Here is a 12,684-nt window from a genome sequence, read left to right as displayed (position 1 = left end):
GCCACCGGCCACGGCAGTGGCGACGCCGGCGAGTCGCACCAGCGGCGTGGCCGCCTGGGGCAGGTAGCGCACCACGGCATAGCCCAGGCCATGCAGGGTGGCGGTGGCGGCGACGAAGCCCAAGGCATAGGCCCAGGGATTGCCCATTTCCGGCAATTCCAGACCATGGGCCACGCCGTGGAACAGGGCGAAGGCGGCGGTCAGGCCGACGGCTGCGGCCACCGGCGGACGGGCGGCCAGGGCCACCAGCAGGCCCAGGGCCAGCACCGAAGCGGCGATGCCGGTCTCCAGCAAGGGCAGTTCCAGCCCGGCAAAGCCCAGCAGACCGCCGATCAGCATGGTGCCGACAAAGGCGCAGGGCAGCGCCAGGCGCGCCTTGCCCTGCTGTTGGGCGGCCCAGAGGCCCACGGCCAGCATGGCCAGCAGGTGGTCGAGACCGGTCAGGGGGTGTAGCACCCCGGCGGCCAGGCCGTTCTCGGCGTGACCCGGATGGGCGAAAGCCAGGGCCGGGGCGAGCAGCAGGGCGGCGGTGGCGAGGATCTTAGCGTGTCTCATGGGAGCTCCTTGGGGGGTGAAATCCTGGGTTCAGGCAGCGGTCAGCAGACCCTGCTTCTCGATGAAGGCGATGATCTCTTCCAGGCCCAGACCGGTCTTCTGGTTGCTGAAGACGAAGGGCTTGTCGCCACGCATCTTGCGGGTGTCGCGGTCCATCACCTCCAGGGAGGCGCCGACCTGCTCGGCCAGATCGATCTTGTTGATCACCAGCAGATCCGACTTGCAGATGCCAGGGCCGCCCTTGCGCGGCAGCTTGTCGCCGGCCGAGACGTCGATGACGTAGAGGGTCAGGTCGGACAGCTCGGGGCTGAAGGTGGCGGAGAGGTTGTCGCCCCCAGATTCCACCAGGATCAGGTCCAGACCGGGGAAGCGGCGATTGAGCTGGTCAACTGCCTCCAGATTGATGGAGGCGTCTTCGCGGATGGCGGTGTGCGGACAGCCGCCGGTCTCCACGCCGAGGATGCGTTCGGGCGCCAGGGCTTCGTTGCGCACCAGGAAATCGGCGTCCTCGCGGGTGTAGATGTCGTTGGTCACCACCGCCAGGTTATAGCGCTCGCGCAGGGCGCGGCAGAGGGCCAGGGTGAGGGCGGTCTTGCCGGAGCCGACCGGACCGCCGATACCGACGCGCAGGGGTTGGGTAGTCATCAGGGGATCTCCTAGGAACGGAACAGGCGGCTGTACTGCCGCTCGTGGGCCATGCTGCTGAGGGCCAGGCCGAAGGGGGCGCCGCCCCAGGTCGCTTCGGGCAGCTCGGCGGCCTGCTCGGCCGTGGCGGCCAGGGTCGGCAGCAGAAGGGAGGTGAGGCGCTGGGCGGCTTGCTGGCCCAGCGGCAGGGTTTTCATCAGTACCGCCAGCTGATTCTCCAGCCAGGTCCACAGCCAGGCGTCCAGGGCGGCCCGGGGGGCGATCGCCCAGGCCCGGGCGGCCAGCGCCCAACCCAGGGCGAAGGTCGGGGTCAGCTCGGCGAGCAGGCGGCGGCTGGCGTCATCCAGCTCCGGCAGACCGAGCAGCAGCTGCGCCAGGGAATAGCCGGTCTGGCGACTTTCCAGCTGGAATTCCGCGGTCTCGCGACTAGCGCGGTGACGCTCGGCCAGTTCGCCCAGGCGCATCCAGTCGCCGGCCGCCGCAGCCTTGCAGTGGGCCAGCAGCAGCGGCGCCTCGAAGCGCGCCAGATTGAGTTCGAGATTGTCGCGCAGCCAGACCTCGGCCTCCGCCGCGCTGCGGATCAGGCCGCTGTCGATGGCCAGTTCCAGTCCCTGGGAATAGCTGTAGCCGCCAATGGGCAACTGGGGACTGGCCAGGCGCAGCAGCGCGAACGGCGCATTCACGTGCGCACGCCGAAGTGGTGCAGCTTGGGCGCGTAGTTGAAGCCTTCCTCGCCATGGTGCGAGTGATGGTGGCCGCCACCGTAGGCGCCATGCTCGGGCTGGAAGCCGGCTTCGATCTCGCTGACCTGGGCGCCGAGCTGCTCCAGCATGGCCTTGAGCACATAGTCGTCCAGCAGCCGCAGCCAGCCATCACCGATCTGCAGGGCGACGTGGCGATTGCCCAGGTGGTAGGCGGCGCGGGTCAGCTCGAAGGCACTGGCGCAGGTCACGTGCAGCAGTTTTTCCGGCCGGGCTACGACCCGCACGATGCGGCCGTCGCGGGCTTCCAGACAGTCGCCATCGGCCAGCGGCGGTTGCCCGCGTTCGAGAAACAGGCCGATGTCTTCACCGGCACTGGTGGTGGCTCTGAGGCGACTCTTGCTGCGGGCGTCGTAGGTGAGGTGGAGTTCGGCGTCCCAGGTATCCCGGGGCGCGCAGCGGCGTTGGACGACCAGCATGGCAGGACTCTTGGCAGTTTTGCCCACCTCTACAGCAAGGGGCCTGCCAAGGCGCGCAAGTCGCCTGGTTATGGGGCGCCGGAAGTTGACCTGGCGTTCAGGTTGCTCTTATTTGGTGCGCCATTGCGTCGGCCAGCAAGGCAACGCCCTCTTTTGGGGCGTTGATGCGTTCGCCGCGTCGCCAGTGCTTGCTGCCGATCAGGATCAGCTTGAGCTGCTGCACCATCTTCGCCGCCGGCCACAGCGGCGGCGGTGTGGTCAGCGGCGGCGGATCGATCAACTCCGGCAGGGTGGCGAACACTGTCTTCACCACTAGGTCGGCCAGGACATCGATCTGCGACGGACTCAGGTGGGGCAGCCGACCCAGGGCGAGCAGGTCCCGGGCCAGGTCCTGGGTGATGCGCTGGCGCAACTCGGCGATGGCCTGGCGCACGGCCTGGGAGCCGCCGTATTGCTCGCGGGCGAGAAAGAGGAACTGATCGCGGTTGTCGCTCACAGCGCCGAGAAAGATCTCCACCGAGGCCTCGATCATGCCTCGCTGCTGCAATTCGTGATGACGCACCTGGCGCAGGGCGTCGCGAAAGGTGTCGCCCACCTCGGCCACCAGGGCCAGGCCGAAGGTTTCCATGTCGCTGAAGTGGCGATAGAAGCCCGCCGGGACGATGCCGGCCTGGCGACTCACCTCGCGCAGGCTGAGACTGCCGAAGCCGCGGCCGCTGTTCATCAGCAGGCGCGCCGATTCCAGCAGCGCCTGGCGCGTTTGCAGCTTCTGCTGGGCACGGATCGACATGGAGAGATTCCGGAAGAGAAGGCGGCACTGTAGCAAAGGATGCCCCTGCTGACTCCAAGGGTTTTCCACGACCGCCGGGTGGTAGTCTCTGGCCCGAGCCTTGCCTTGAGAGCGTCATGAATCTCGACAACCGCATCAAATTCCGGCATCTGCTGTGTTTCCTGGAGATTGCCCAGCAGCGCAGCTTCGCCAAGGCGGCCGATGCCATCGCTGTATCCCAGCCGGCCATTTCCAAGACCATCCGCGAACTCGAGGAGATTCTCGAGGTGCGCCTGTTCGAGCGCGGCAAGGGCGAGGTGACCCTGACCGAAGCCGGCCTGCTGTTCCTGCGCCATGCCGGTCCCTGCGTCCAGGCCCTGCGTGAGGGAATGGAACTGGTGCGCGGCGGCGAGGCCGGTGGCCTGGTACGGGTCGGAGTGCTGTCGACGGTGGAAAGCCAGGTGCTGCCCGAGGTCCTGGCGCGGCTGCACGAGCGGCACCGGCAATTGATCGTCAACGTCGCCACCGGCCCCAGTGCCTATCTGCTGGGCCAGCTGCGTGTCGGCGATCTGGATCTGGTGGTCGGGCGTATGACCGACAGCCCCGACATCCACGGCCTCGACTTCGAGCACCTCTATACCGAGGCCTTGACCCTGGTGGTCCGACCGGGGCATCCACTGAGCCAGGCGCTGCCGGCGGACCTGGCGACCCTGGCACGCTATCCCCTGGTGCTGCCGTTGCCCGGTACCACCATCCGCCGCCACGCCGAGAGTCTCTTCGTGCAATGCGGCATTCCGCTCAGTCCGCAGCGGCTGGAAACCCTGTCGCCGACCCTCAGCCGCCAGTATGTCCGCCAGAGCGAGGCCCTGTGGATCGCCCCGCGGGATGCGGTGCGTCGCGACCTGGCCAGCGGCGAGCTGATCGAAGTGGAGCTTGGCGTCCGCGAAGCCGGCGGCTCGGTCGGCATCTGCCGCAATGGCAGCGTGGCCCTGTCGCTGGCCACCCAGAGATTCTGCGACGTCTTGCGCGAAGTGGCCGGCGAGCTAACCCATAACCACTAGGTTATGGAGAAGGGCGCACCTTTCAATTCAGCCAGGCTGCGTCCTGGGCCACACTGGGATCAGCCAGCCCTTGGCTTCGATCCTTCCGTGGAGCATTCCAATGCATAACAAGCCCCACGACGTTCGCTACGTCGCCCGTGATCGCACCTGGCATCCCCAGGCCTATACGCCCGCCTACAAATCCTCGATTCCCCGCTCGCCGCGCCAGGCGCTGGTTAGCCTGCAGCACCAGACTGTGTCCGAGCGCAGCGGCCCGGACTTCTCGCGGCTGCCCCTGGGGCCCCACGACAACGACCTGCTGCTCAACTTCGGCACCGGCCAGTTGCCTCAGGGTGAACGCATCATCCTGTTCGGCACCCTGCGTGACCAGTTCGGCAAGCCGGTGCCCAATTCCCTAGTGGAGATCTGGCAGGCCAACGCCGGTGGCCGCTACCGGCACAAGAACGACGTCTACCTGGCGCCGCTCGACCCCAACTTCGGTGGCGTCGGCCGTACCCGTACCGACAGCCAGGGCAACTATGTCTTCCGTACCGTCCGCCCGGGTCCCTATCCCTGGCGCAACGGCAGCAACGACTGGCGCCCGGCGCACATTCACGTCTCGGTCATGGGCCCGGCCATCGCCACCCGGCTGATCACCCAGCTCTATTTCGAGGGCGATCCGCTGATCCCGCTGTGCCCCATCGTCAAGTCCATCGCCGATCCCGATGCCGTGCAGACCCTCATCGCCCGCCTGGACATGAGCATGGCCAATCCCATGGACTGCCTGGCCTATCGCTTCGACATCGTCACCCGCGGCGCGCGGCAGACGTTCTTCGAACACCACTGAGGACGCCGACATGATCCCCAACCGCCACGACCTGCTGCCGGAAACGCCCTCCCAGACCGCCGGCCCCTACGTGCACATCGGCCTGGCCCTGGCCGCCGCCGGCAACCCCACCCGCGAGGTCGAAATCTGGAACCAGCTGGCCAAGCCTGGCGCCCCGGGCGAGCACATCCTGCTCACCGGCCAGGTGTTCGACGGCAATGGCAACCTGGTGCGCGACTCCTTCCTGGAGTTCTGGCAGGCCGATCACCAGGGTCAGTACGATCCGATCTACGACGTGGAGAAGGCCTTCAACGGCTTCGGCCGCACCGCCACCACCTTCGATGCCGGTGACTGGACGCTGCACACCATCAAGCCCGGCCAGGTCGCCGACCAGCGTGGCCAGCCCATGGCGCCGCACATCAACGTCACCCTGTTCGCCCGCGGCATCAACATCCACCTGCAGACGCGCCTCTACTTCGACGACGAAGCCGAGGCCAATGCCCGCTGCCCGGTCTACAACCTACCGGAACCGGAGCGCCGACCGACTCTGCTGGCACGCCGCTGCGAGATCGATGGCCGCCTGGCCTATCGCTTCGACATCCACCTGCAGGGCCCGCAGGAAACCGTCTTCTTCGATATCTAGCGTGCAGACAGCAAAAAGCCCTGCCAAGGCAGGGCTTTTTCATGGGCGCGATCCGCAGGTCAGATGCGGTAGGTGGTCTTGGTCATGACCTTGGACATCAGGCTCATGCCGTATTTGACCGGCGTGGGAAAGCGCCAGCCACCAGCCGCCAGGGCGTGCTCGGCATGCTGTTCCTCGTCGATGCGCATCTGCTCCAGCACCGCCCGCGACTTGGCGTCGGCTGCCGGCAGCTTTTCCAGGTGCTCATCCAGATGGCGGCAGACCTGATCCTCGGTGGCGGCGACGAAGCCCAGGCTCAGGCGATCGCTGATCAATCCGGCACCTGCGCCGATCCCGAAGGACAGACCATAGAACAGCGGATTGAGCAGACTGGGGCGCTCACCCAGGGCGCGGATGCGCTGCTCGCACCAGGCCAGGTGGTCGATCTCTTCGTCCGCCGAACGCTCCATTTCCTCCCGGACTTCCGGCAACTTGGCGGTCAGCGCCTGGCCCTGGTACAGCGCCTGGGCGCAGACCTCGCCGGTGTGGTTGATGCGCATGAGACCGGCCGCATGACGGCGTTCCTCGTCGCTCAGCTCAGCATCTTTCAGCGGAATGGCCGGCGAGCTGCGCGTGGGGGCGCCACTGAAGGGCGTCAGGGTACGCAAGGCGATATCCGCCTGGATCAGCAGTCGATCGAGGGGGGAGTAGAGGCGCTTGGATCTCAAGGTGATCTCCTTGGCGGGCGAAGGGAGGACAGGATGTGGCTCAGCCCGGAGGCCAGGTCATCTGCCGCTTGCCCAGCACATGCATATGGATGTGATAGACCGTCTGGCCACCCAGGGCGTTGCAATTCATCGCCACGCGGAAGCCTTCCTCGCAGCCCTGCTCCTGCGCCAGGCGCTGGGCGGTGAAGAGGATATGGCCGGCGAGCTGCTTGTCGTCGGCCTCGCTGAGGTCGTGCAGGGTCGCGATGTGCTTCTTGGGGATGACCAGAAAGTGCACGGGCGCTTGCGGAGCGATGTCATGGAAGGCCATGACCTGATCGTCCTCGTAGAGCACCTTGGCCGGAATGTCTCCGGCGACGATCTTGCAGAACAGACAATCCACGTCGATCTCCTGCTGGCTGAATAGCGTCCAAGTGTACCAGCGGCTGTGCCCTGGGGTCAGGTGCGGCCGGCTGGATCACCCTTACGCGGGTTGAAAGAGTTTGCCGATCCGCACCGCGGCCGCACGCACCAGGGCGCGGGGCAAGAGGCGCGGCAACAGGCTGCCCAGGCGATTGCGCCAGCCCGGCACGATCACCGCCTGGCGCCGCTCCAGTCCACGCACCGCGGCCAGGGCCACCTCCTCGGCGGACATCAGCAGCTTGCCCTGCTCCATGCGCCCGGTGTGCAGCCCGGCATTCTTGAAGAAGGCGGTACGGGTCGGCCCGGGGCAGAGCACCGACACCGACACCCCGCGCTTCTTAAGTTCTTCGCGCAGGCCCTCGGAGAAATGCAGGACATAGGCCTTGGTCGCCGCATAGCTGCTCATGTAGGGAATCGGCTGGAAAGCCGCGGTCGAGGCGACGTTGAGGATCTGGCCGCCGCCCTGGATCGCCATGTGCTGGCCCAGGGCATGGCACAGCCGAGTGAGCGCCAGGATGTTCAGCTCCAGCTGCTCCTGCACCCGCGGCCAGTCGGCGGCGAGAAAGTCACCACCGCTGCCGATCCCAGCGCAGTTGACCAGCAGGCCGATGGCTCTCTCGCTCTGCTCCAGTTCGTGCAGCAGGCCGGTCAGGTGCAGCGGCTCCGCCAGGTCGCAGACCCGGTACAGCACCTCCACGTCGAAGCGCTGGGCCAGCTCGGCGGCGATGCTCTCCAGCTTGTCCTTGCGCCGCGCCAGCAGGATCAGCGGCTGGCCCCGCCGCGCCAGGGCCTCGGCCAGGGCCAGACCGATCCCGCACGAGGCACCGGTTACCAGGGCATAACGCTGCATACTGCTTTCTCCAGGAAACGCGGGTCGCCGGCGGATCTGCCGTGGACCTAGTAGGGTTTGACCACCACCAGGATGACGATGGCGATGAGCACCAGTACCGGCACCTCGTTGAACCAGCGATAGAACACATGGCTGCGCTTGTTCTCGCCGCGCTCGAAACGCTTGCGCATGGCGCCGCAGACATGGTGATAGCCGATCAGCACCACCACCAACGCCAGCTTGGTGTGCATCCAGCCCTGCGTCATCCAGCTCGGATTGATCAGCAGCAGGCCGATGCCGAACACCAGCGTGAGGATCATCGCCGGCAGCATGATGCCGCGGTACAGCTTGCGCTCCATCAGGCAGAAGCGCTCGTGGCTCACGGCGTCGCTGCTCTGGGCGTGATAGACGAACAGGCGCGGCAGATAGAACAGGCCGGCGAACCAGCAGACCAGGGCAATCAGGTGGAAGGCTTTCAACCAAAGATAGAGCATCGGGGCGTTCTCCTTATCAGGCGGCGCGATATTAGAGTGGCGCCGGCGGCAAGTCATTCACTCCAGTCATCTCGGCCAGCCTCCCGTGGTCGCCCAATAGTTGACCCTTTTGCTCAGGCAAGCGGATAATTTCCTGACTGAATTGTGTTCGGCGCAAGCCGGGAGACTACGGCAATGACCATTGAAACCTTCACCCCGACCCCCCTGCAGTTCACCCTGGGCGCGGCCAGCAAGGTGAAGAACCTGATCGAGGAAGAGGGCAATCCCCGCCTGAAGCTGCGCGTCTTCGTTACGGGTGGCGGCTGCTCGGGCTTCCAGTACGGCTTCACCTTCGATGAAGATTCCGCCGACGACGACACCGTCATCGAGCGCGATGGCGTGCACCTGGTGGTGGATCCCATGAGCTTCCAGTACCTGGCCGGCGCCGAGGTGGACTACCAGGAAGGCCTGGAAGGCTCGCGCTTCGTCATCAAGAACCCCAATGCCGCCACCACCTGTGGCTGCGGTCAGTCCTTCTCCATCTGACCTGAGCCGCGCCCGGCCTAGTGTGGGTAGAGTGCACCCAGGACCCGGAGCCCGCTGGCTCCGGTGACCTCGGGGCAATTGCCAGGTAGCCGTTCGCAGAAGCGCTGGGCCAGCCAGGCAAAGGCCATGGCTTCCAGCCAGTCTGGCGAGACGTCATAGGCCGCAGTGCTCTGCACCCTGGCTGGCGCCAGTTGCCGCGCCAGACGCGCCATCAGATCCTGATTGTGCGCCCCGCCGCCACAGACCAGCACCTCGTCCACTGCCTGGGCGGCCAGGATGCTGTCGGCTATGCTGCGGGCGCTCAGCTCGGCCAAGGTGGCCTGGACATCCGCCGGATCCAGCGCCTCATGCTCGGCGAGCTGTCCCTGTAGCCAGGGCAGATTGAAGTGCTCGCGCCCGGTGCTCTTTGGTCCGCTCTTCATGAAGAAGGGATCGCTCAGCAGCCGTTGCAGCAGCGCCGGCACGACCTGTCCCTGCGCCGCCCAGGCGCCATCAGCATCGAAGAGCTGCCCCTGGCTATGGTGGATCCAGGCATCCAGCAGCACGTTGCCCGGTCCGCAATCGAAGCCCCGTACCGGCAGCCCCGGCGCCAGCAGGGTCACGTTGCTGAAGCCACCGATGTTGAGCACCGCGCGTGGGCGATCCAGGCCGAAGAGATCTGCATGAAAGGCCGGGACCAGCGGCGCGCCTTGACCACCGGCGGCCAGGTCGCGGCGGCGGAAGTCGGCGACCACATCGATACCGCTCAACTCGGCCAGCAGGGCGGCATCGCCGATCTGCAGGGTGTAGCCCTGTGCCGGCAGATGGCGGATGGTCTGGCCGTGGCTGCCCACGGCGCGGATATCCGCGGAGGTCAGTCCCTGCTGGGCCAGCAGCTCGGCGATACCCTGGGCGGCCAGCCTGACCCAGGCCTGTTCGGCCCGGGCGATGCGCTCGATCTCGTTGTCGCCGGGCGCACAGAGCGCCAGCAGCTCGCGGCGTAGCGTGTCCGGCATGGGCATGCCTACGGCGGCGACGAAACGGGTCCGCTCGTCCTGTTCGATCAGGGCAATATCCAGTCCATCCAGACTGGTGCCGGACATCACCCCCAGGTAGCGCTCCATCTCAGCGCTTGTTCATCGCGAGCAGAGAGGCGCGCTCCTGGTCCATGCGGGCCATGAGCGGCTGGCTCTGGGCCAGGAAGCGCGAGATCTCGTTCTTGGCGATGGGATCGGCCATGGGCAGCTTCACCCCGAGCGGATCAACGTGGTTGCCGTTGATGCGGAATTCATAGTGCAGATGCGGGCCGGTCGCCAGCCCCGTCATGCCCACGTAGCCGATCACCTGGCCCTGCTTGACCGAGGCGCCGGCCTGCATGCCCTTGGCGATCCGGCTCATGTGCCCATAGACCGTGGTGTAGGTCTTGCCGTGCTGGATCATCACCACGTTGCCGTAGCCATTCTCGCGACCGGCCTTGGCGATCTTGCCATCGCCGGTGGCATGAATCGGCGTGCCCGTGGGCGCGGCATAGTCGACGCCCTTGTGCGCGCGCATCTTGTTCAGCACCGGGTGGAAGCGGCCCATGGTGAAGCGCGAGCTGATCCGCGAGAACTCCACCGGGGTACGGATGAAGGCCTTGCGCATGCTGCCGCCTTCCGCCGTGTAGTAATTAGTGGTGCCGTTCTTGGCGGTGTAGCGCACGGCCGTATAGGCCTTGCCCTTGTTGACGAAGCGCGCGGCCAGGATGTTGCCGTAGCCGACGTGCTTGCCGTTGACCACCTTGTCCTCGTACACCACCTCGAATTCGTCGCCTTCCTGGATGTCCAGCGCGAAGTCGATGTCGTAGCCGAAGATGGTTGCCAGCGCCATGGTCATGTCGTGGGACAGCCCGGCCTTCTGCGCCGAAGCGAACAACGAGCTGCTGATCCGGCCCTGGGCATAGGCCCGGCGGATGTCCGGGGTGACGGTCTTGTGCTCGACCTCGTAGCCCTGGTCGGACTTGACCAGCGACAGGGTCTGCAGCGCGGTGAGCTTGGTGCGTACCGCCAGCAGGTCGCCGGCGTGATCACGCTGGAATTCGATCTTCTGACCCACCCGCAGGCGGGTCAGCTTCTTGGCTTCCTTGCTGCTGGCCAGTACCTCGTGCACCACGGCGGCGGCCAGGCCGGCCCGCTCGAACAGCGTCGAAAGGGTATCGCCCTTGCGCACGGTTTCGGTCTTCCACTGCGGCTCGACGCTTTCGGTGGCGGCGACCTCTTCTTCTTCGGCAGGGGCTTCCTCGGCAGTCTGCGCCTCCGCCTGATCCGCAGAGACCTGGGCGAAGGGGGAGGTGGTCTGGGTGTCCGCGACCTGAGTATCTGCGAGCACTTGCTCCTTCAGGTCATCCTGACCCTGCACGACGCGCTGGGCGTCCTGTTCAACATCCAAGCTGATGGAAGTACGTTTCGCCTCGACCTGCTGAGAGGGAAACACGAGCAAGGCCAGACTCAAGAGCGCGGCCACCCCGCTGGCGGCCACGAGGTGGCTTTTGGGGTAGAACGGGCTTTTGGTAATTGGCTTCGTCATTTAGCTAAAGTGATGATCTGACGTTAAAAGAAGTGAATAACTGCCTAAAATATAATCAAAAGCTGGCTGTCACAACCCTTTGGGGTGGTCGATCCGACGTGTTGGCTGGCGGCTGCTAGGGGCATCTTGATAAGGTTCACGCTTTCGAAATTCAGAGGCGAAGCCCCCATGAAAACGGTCCAGGAGCAGCTGGCGGTCATCAAGCGTGGAGCAGATGAGCTGCTCGTCGAGTCAGAGCTTGTAACAAAACTGGAGCGCGGCACCCCGCTGCGCATCAAGGCAGGCTTCGATCCGACCGCTCCGGATCTGCACCTTGGCCACACCGTGCTGATCAACAAGCTGCGCCAGTTCCAGGAGTTGGGCCATCAGGTTATCTTCCTGATCGGCGACTTCACCGGCATGATCGGCGATCCCAGTGGCAAGAGCGCCACCCGCCCGCCGCTGACCCGGGAACAGGTGCTGGAGAATGCCGAGACCTATAAGGCCCAGGTATTCAAGATCCTCGACCCGGCGCGTACCGAAGTGGCCTTCAACGCCACCTGGATGGATCAGCTGTCGCCGGCCGACTTCATTCGCCTCTCTTCCCAGTACACCGTGGCGCGCATGCTCGAGCGCGACGACTTCAGCAAGCGTTACGCCGGCAATCAGCCCATCGCCATCCACGAGTTCCTCTATCCCCTGGTCCAGGGCTATGACTCCGTCGCCCTGCGCGCCGATGTCGAGCTGGGCGGTACCGACCAGAAGTTCAACCTGCTCATGGGGCGCGAACTGCAGCGCGCCTACGGCCAGGAAGCCCAGTGCATCCTGACCATGCCGCTGCTCGAAGGCCTGGATGGCGTCAAGAAGATGTCCAAGTCCCTGGGCAACTATGTAGGTATCCAGGAAGCGCCGGGGGTCATGTACAACAAGCTGGTGTCCATTCCCGACACCCTCATGTGGCGCTACTTCGAACTGCTCAGCTTCCGCAGCCTGGAGGAAATCGCCCAGTTCCGCAGCGATGTGGAGCAGGGCGCCAATCCCCGCGACATCAAGATCAAGCTGGCCGAAGAGATCGTGGCCCGCTTCCATGGGGAAGAAGCCGCCCAGACGGCCCATCGCTCCGCAGGCAACCGCATGAAGGATGGCGAGCTGCCGGAAGACCTGCCGGACGTCGAGCTGGAAACCGATGCGGCGCTGCCGGTCGCTGCTGTCCTCAATAAAGCCGGGCTGGTGAAGAACGCAGCGGCTGCCCGCGACCTGCTGGCCGCAGGTAGCGTCAAGGTGGATGGCGAGGTGGTCGATCGCGGCTTCCTGTTCAAGATCGGCCGTACCTATATATGTCAGGCCGGCAAGAAGGCCTTTGCCCGCATCAGCGTCCGTCAGCAATAAATTTGAAATAACCTGTTGACCTGCTCCGAAACTCCCCTATAATGCGCCCCACTTCCGGCGCAGACGCTGAAGCGGCTTGAAAATCAAGCACTTAGGTCTGAGCCGGGCGAGGGGTCCACGGATTCTTCGCCATTTGGTCTTCACCTCAGGGTGACAA

16 protein-coding genes are annotated in these 12,684 nt (G+C 65.4%); 5 read left to right on the top strand and 11 right to left on the bottom strand.

Going from position 1 to position 12,684, the window contains the following annotated elements:
* The 5 genes from C722_RS0124320 to C722_RS0124300 all read right to left on the bottom strand — a co-directional run.
* Nucleotides 1-555, bottom strand: a 555-nt coding sequence (locus C722_RS0124320; protein WP_017642993.1) for a HupE/UreJ family protein, incomplete at its 3' end; no start/stop codon positions are given.
* A 30-nt stretch (nucleotides 556-585) separates the two neighbouring features.
* Nucleotides 586-1,200 (bottom strand): urease accessory protein UreG, encoded by a 615-nt coding sequence (ureG, locus tag C722_RS0124315; RefSeq protein WP_007162627.1) that lies wholly within the window; start codon nucleotides 1,198-1,200, stop codon nucleotides 586-588.
* 11 nt (nucleotides 1,201-1,211) lie between these two features.
* Complete coding sequence (locus tag C722_RS0124310) at nucleotides 1,212-1,883, bottom strand: urease accessory protein UreF (RefSeq protein WP_017642992.1); 672 nt, start codon at nucleotides 1,881-1,883, stop codon at nucleotides 1,212-1,214.
* The gene (gene ureE / locus C722_RS0124305; protein ID WP_017642991.1) at nucleotides 1,880-2,380 is read right to left on the bottom strand and encodes an urease accessory protein UreE; all 501 of its coding nucleotides are present in this window, start codon (nucleotides 2,378-2,380) and stop codon (nucleotides 1,880-1,882) included. Before ureE ends, C722_RS0124310 begins: the two co-directional genes overlap by 4 nt.
* Nucleotides 2,381-2,477: 97 nt before the next feature.
* Nucleotides 2,478-3,170, bottom strand: a complete 693-nt coding sequence (locus tag C722_RS0124300; protein WP_017642990.1) for a TetR family transcriptional regulator — start codon at nucleotides 3,168-3,170, stop codon at nucleotides 2,478-2,480.
* Between the two features lie 116 nt (nucleotides 3,171-3,286).
* On the opposite strand from C722_RS0124300, the gene pcaQ reads away from it, so the two are divergent.
* From pcaQ to pcaG, 3 genes are all read left to right on the top strand, one after another.
* The gene (pcaQ, locus tag C722_RS0124295; protein ID WP_017642989.1) at nucleotides 3,287-4,210 is read left to right on the top strand and encodes a pca operon transcription factor PcaQ; all 924 of its coding nucleotides are present in this window, start codon (nucleotides 3,287-3,289) and stop codon (nucleotides 4,208-4,210) included.
* A 100-nt stretch (nucleotides 4,211-4,310) separates the two neighbouring features.
* On the top strand, nucleotides 4,311-5,036 hold the full coding sequence (pcaH, locus tag C722_RS0124290) for a protocatechuate 3,4-dioxygenase subunit beta (RefSeq protein ID WP_017642988.1): 726 nt from the start codon (nucleotides 4,311-4,313) through the stop codon (nucleotides 5,034-5,036).
* 10 nt (nucleotides 5,037-5,046) lie between these two features.
* Entirely contained in the window at nucleotides 5,047-5,658 is a 612-nt protein-coding gene (gene pcaG / locus C722_RS0124285; protein WP_017642987.1) for a protocatechuate 3,4-dioxygenase subunit alpha, read from the top strand.
* A gap of 59 nt (nucleotides 5,659-5,717) precedes the next feature.
* On the opposite strand, the gene coq7 is transcribed toward pcaG, so the two are convergent.
* The 4 genes from coq7 to hemJ form a co-directional block, all read right to left on the bottom strand.
* Entirely contained in the window at nucleotides 5,718-6,365 is a 648-nt protein-coding gene (gene coq7, locus C722_RS0124280; RefSeq protein ID WP_017642986.1) for a 2-polyprenyl-3-methyl-6-methoxy-1,4-benzoquinone monooxygenase, read from the bottom strand.
* 40 nt (nucleotides 6,366-6,405) lie between these two features.
* Nucleotides 6,406-6,747 carry a histidine triad nucleotide-binding protein gene (locus C722_RS0124275; RefSeq protein WP_017642985.1) on the bottom strand — a complete coding sequence of 114 codons (342 nt, stop codon included), beginning with the start codon at nucleotides 6,745-6,747 and terminating at the stop codon, nucleotides 6,406-6,408.
* Between the two features lie 81 nt (nucleotides 6,748-6,828).
* A complete protein-coding gene (locus C722_RS0124270) occupies nucleotides 6,829-7,617 on the bottom strand; it encodes an SDR family oxidoreductase (protein ID WP_017642984.1) in 789 nt (262 codons plus the stop codon).
* A gap of 47 nt (nucleotides 7,618-7,664) precedes the next feature.
* On the bottom strand, nucleotides 7,665-8,090 hold the full coding sequence (hemJ, locus tag C722_RS0124265; RefSeq protein ID WP_017642983.1) for a protoporphyrinogen oxidase HemJ: 426 nt from the start codon (nucleotides 8,088-8,090) through the stop codon (nucleotides 7,665-7,667).
* Nucleotides 8,091-8,264: 174 nt separating this feature from the next.
* On the opposite strand from hemJ, the gene erpA reads away from it, so the two are divergent.
* Nucleotides 8,265-8,615 (top strand): iron-sulfur cluster insertion protein ErpA, encoded by a 351-nt coding sequence (erpA, locus tag C722_RS0124260; protein WP_007162616.1) that lies wholly within the window; start codon nucleotides 8,265-8,267, stop codon nucleotides 8,613-8,615.
* A 17-nt stretch (nucleotides 8,616-8,632) separates the two neighbouring features.
* Here erpA and C722_RS0124255 read toward each other — a convergent pair whose 3' ends face one another.
* Both C722_RS0124255 and C722_RS0124250 read right to left on the bottom strand, forming a co-directional pair.
* Entirely contained in the window at nucleotides 8,633-9,718 is a 1,086-nt protein-coding gene (locus C722_RS0124255; RefSeq protein WP_017642982.1) for an anhydro-N-acetylmuramic acid kinase, read from the bottom strand.
* 1 nt (nucleotide 9,719) lies between these two features.
* Entirely contained in the window at nucleotides 9,720-11,159 is a 1,440-nt protein-coding gene (locus C722_RS0124250; protein WP_026084084.1) for a peptidoglycan DD-metalloendopeptidase family protein, read from the bottom strand.
* Nucleotides 11,160-11,327: 168 nt separating this feature from the next.
* Between C722_RS0124250 and tyrS the strand changes: the two genes are divergently transcribed.
* The gene (tyrS, locus tag C722_RS0124245; protein WP_017642980.1) at nucleotides 11,328-12,527 is read left to right on the top strand and encodes a tyrosine--tRNA ligase; all 1,200 of its coding nucleotides are present in this window, start codon (nucleotides 11,328-11,330) and stop codon (nucleotides 12,525-12,527) included.
* Nucleotides 12,528-12,684 lie beyond the last annotated feature (157 nt).

This window comes from Pseudomonas sp. 313, from assembly GCF_000316965.1.
GTDB classification, from domain to species: domain Bacteria; phylum Pseudomonadota; class Gammaproteobacteria; order Pseudomonadales; family Pseudomonadaceae; genus Chryseomonas; species Chryseomonas benzopyrenica.
The sequence above is the reverse complement of the archived record's forward strand: the minus strand, read 5'-3'. Positions and strand labels throughout refer to the sequence as shown.

Bases quoted from the DNA above. Each gene is read 5' to 3' on its own strand.
- ureG (WP_007162627.1), bottom strand. From the start codon at position 1,200: ATGACTACCCAACCCCTGCGCGTCGGTATCGGCGGTCCGGTCGGCTCC.
- tyrS (WP_017642980.1), top strand. From the start codon at position 11,328: ATGAAAACGGTCCAGGAGCAGCTGGCGGTCATCAAGCGTGGAGCAGAT.
- C722_RS0124270 (WP_017642984.1), bottom strand. From the start codon at position 7,617: ATGCAGCGTTATGCCCTGGTAACCGGTGCCTCGTGCGGGATCGGTCTG.
- ureE (WP_017642991.1), bottom strand. From the start codon at position 2,380: ATGCTGGTCGTCCAACGCCGCTGCGCGCCCCGGGATACCTGGGACGCC.
- pcaQ (WP_017642989.1), top strand. From the start codon at position 3,287: ATGAATCTCGACAACCGCATCAAATTCCGGCATCTGCTGTGTTTCCTG.
- C722_RS0124300 (WP_017642990.1), bottom strand. From the start codon at position 3,170: ATGTCGATCCGTGCCCAGCAGAAGCTGCAAACGCGCCAGGCGCTGCTG.
- hemJ (WP_017642983.1), bottom strand. From the start codon at position 8,090: ATGCTCTATCTTTGGTTGAAAGCCTTCCACCTGATTGCCCTGGTCTGC.
- C722_RS0124255 (WP_017642982.1), bottom strand. From the start codon at position 9,718: ATGGAGCGCTACCTGGGGGTGATGTCCGGCACCAGTCTGGATGGACTG.
- C722_RS0124250 (WP_026084084.1), bottom strand. From the start codon at position 11,159: ATGACGAAGCCAATTACCAAAAGCCCGTTCTACCCCAAAAGCCACCTC.
- erpA (WP_007162616.1), top strand. From the start codon at position 8,265: ATGACCATTGAAACCTTCACCCCGACCCCCCTGCAGTTCACCCTGGGC.
- pcaH (WP_017642988.1), top strand. From the start codon at position 4,311: ATGCATAACAAGCCCCACGACGTTCGCTACGTCGCCCGTGATCGCACC.
- pcaG (WP_017642987.1), top strand. From the start codon at position 5,047: ATGATCCCCAACCGCCACGACCTGCTGCCGGAAACGCCCTCCCAGACC.